Origin of the sequence: Kitasatospora sp. NPDC059571 (genome assembly GCF_042735675.1) — a bacterium.
In the GTDB taxonomy this organism is placed as follows: domain Bacteria; phylum Actinomycetota; class Actinomycetes; order Streptomycetales; family Streptomycetaceae; genus Kitasatospora.
The window spans coordinates 1-2830 of record NZ_JBHWBW010000175.1 but is presented as its reverse complement, the minus strand read 5'-3'; the positions used below and the strand labels follow the sequence as shown (position 1 = coordinate 2830).

Genomic DNA, 2830 nt, shown 5'->3' with positions numbered 1-2830 from the left:
TTTTAAAGCCCCCCCCCCCCACCACAAAACCCCCCCCCAACTCCGGGCGCCCCCTCATGTTTTTTAACCCCCCGGGGCTCGGCGGGCCCCCCCCCCGCCCGCCGCCCCGCCCCCCCGGGGGGGTCGGGGGCCCGACGGTCTGTCATGTGCGGTGCGGATCCGACGGATCGGATCAGAAGGAGGGCCTCACCATGAGGATGGCCTCCAGGTTGTTGGAGCTGTTCCACAGCACGTCGATCGCGGTCCGGGTGTCCGGGACCTTCACGCTGCTGTAGGGGGTCGACGCGTCCCAGTAGGTCTTGCGGTGGTCGTCGAAGGTGCTGACGGCCGGCGCGGACGGGATCTTGGTGAGCACATCGGCCTTGTGCAGCGCCAGGCCGTCGGTACGGTCCAGCCCGAAGGTGGAGTCGTAGCCCTGGAGGCGCGAGCGCATCAGGGCGCCGTCGGCCCACTTGATCGGGGTCGGGTGCGAGTCGATCGGCAGGATCAGGCCGGAGCCCGGGTGGCCGGTGACGTTGTTGTCGGACTGCGAGGTGTCCCAGAGCCAGATCAGGATGCCGTTCTGGTTCTGGTAGTGGTCGACCCAGTTCGGACGGGCGGCCGAGCCGAAGACGTACGGGCCGGTCTTCAGCGTGGTGTCGTAGGACACGTACTGGCGGTTCTCGGCGATGTAGTACTGGGCGTAGTCCTTGGAGAACTTGCCGGTGATGCGCGAGAAGCCGGTCGCGGTCCAGCCGTTGTCGCCGTGCTCGGCGTCGTCGGAGAACAGCGCGGCACCGTCGGCGTTGACCGCGATGTCGTCCAGCGCGAGGCCCTTGAGGTGCAGGCCGCCGTCGGTGGTGTAGTGGAAGCGGACCTTGACGGCCTTGCCGGCGTAGGCGTTCAGCGAGTAGGACAGGTCGCCCCACTTGCCGCCCGAGTTGCCGGTGAGGGCCGGCGCGTCGGCGCCGTCCTTCTGCAGCGGGGTGCCGTTGTAGGTGCCGTTGAGGGCGGTCCAGTGGGCGCCGCCGTCGGTGGAGACCTCGGCGTAGCCGAAGTCGTAGTCCTGCTCGATGTCGTACCAGGCCTTGGCGGTCAGCGTGGCCGCCGACTTGCCGGTCAGGTCGACGTCGCGCACCAGCGAGACGTTGAGGTCGTCGGCGCTGCCGCTCCACCACTCGTTGGCACCCGCGAACGGGGTGTTGATCTCAGTGGTGACGGTCTTCTTCGGCAGGTCGACCACCACGGCCTGGGGCCGCTTGGTGTTGTACTCGGCGGGGCCGACCAGGTGGAAGGAGAGCTTGTTGGCGGTGGCCTTGTCGTAGTTCAGCCAGCCGAGCTGCAGCTTGGACCAGGCGTCGAGGTCGCCCGGCTTGTCGCCGATCGAGTTCTTGCCGTCGCCGAGCCAGGAACCGGACGACATCAGCGACCAGAAGCCGACCGAGTTGTCGTCGGCACCGGTGGTGTCGTAGAGGTCCGGCAGACCGAGGTCGTGGCCGTACTCGTGGGCGAAGACGCCGAGGCCGCCGTTCTCGGGCTGCATCGTGTAGTCGCCGACCCAGACGCCGGTGTCGCCGACCGGGGTGCCGCCGAGCTTGTTGTCGGCCGGACCGGTCTTGCCGGCCTGGGCGCCGTAGACGTAGCTGCGGTGGGCCCAGAGCGCGTCGGTGCCCTGGGCGCCGCCGCCGGCGGACTGGTCCTCACCGGCGTGCACGATCTGGAAGTGGTCGATGTAACCGTCGGGCTCGTTGAAGTTGCCGTTGTGGTTGTAGTCGTACCGGTCCCACTGGTCGTACTGCGCCAGGGTGGCCTTGATCTGGGCGTCCGTCTGGCCCTTGGCCTTCTGGTCGGCGACCCAGGCGTTGATGCCGTCGCGGATCAGGTCCTGCGCGTTGGCGCAGACGTGGCTGCCGCAGTAGTCCGAGCCGTAACGGGCCTCGTTCCACGGCACGCGCACCCAGTCGGTGACCTGGCCGTCGACCGAGTAGCGACCCGAGGACTGCTTCTCGTAGAAGGTCTTCAGCGAGTCGCCGGTCTTGGAGAAGTACATGTCCTGGTAGTGCTGCTGGTTGTAGTCAGCCTGCCAGGCGGTGGAGTTGTTGGTCGCGGGGTCCGGCTTCGCGATCTGGTTGTGCGCGGGGCCGGGCTGGCCACCGTACTTGACCTTGCCGTCGGCGGTCTTGGTGGTGTTGTCCACCTGGTCGCCGAAGTCGACGAGGATGGTGAAGATCTTGTCCGTGCGCTCGCGGGCGAGCTCGACGTACTTGTCACGGCCGAGCTTCACCGAGGTGCTGCTGCCGTGCTTCTCGATCTTCGCGGTGCCGGCGAGGAGCTGCTCGGTCGCGGCCTTCTGCTCGGCGTCGACCTTCTCGGTCAGCGGGCCCGGCAGATTGTGGTCGACCTTGGTGGCCTGCACGTCCGCAGGGTCGTGCGAGACAGGGGCCGGCGTGGCGGCGGTAGCCGTCCCGGGCAGCAGGCCGGCGCCGAGCGCGGCCGTGACCGCGACGGCTGCCGTGGCCGCAGCGGCCCTCATGGATATCTTCAACGTGGTGACGTCCTCCCCTTACCGGCACGGCTCTTGGCCCGGCCGGTGAACCAATGAAAGACAGGTGGACGACATTTGATCCAAGGCCAGGTAAAAAAGAAAGACCTTGACCATCCATGATCACGACGCTATCCTCCCCGACTTCGTGATCAACTGATGGTCAGTCAATAGTAATGCAGGCGCCCGCCGTTGCGGCATGCATCGCACACGTACCAGGTCCCGTGTCGCGTCCTGCCCGGGTCATACCCCGCCAGATCACAGGTCATGGATCCGTAAACAGTTTTCAAACTGAAAAGGCCTCGGCCC

At 67.1% G+C, this 2830-nt stretch carries 1 protein-coding gene; it reads right to left on the bottom strand.

The features are described 5' to 3' along the window. Window positions 1–172: 172 nt before the first annotated feature. Window positions 173–2512, bottom strand: coding sequence for an immune inhibitor A domain-containing protein (locus ACFV0G_RS20255; protein WP_380549359.1), 2340 nt, complete (start codon window positions 2510–2512; stop codon window positions 173–175). Between the last annotated feature and the right edge of the window lie 318 nt (window positions 2513–2830).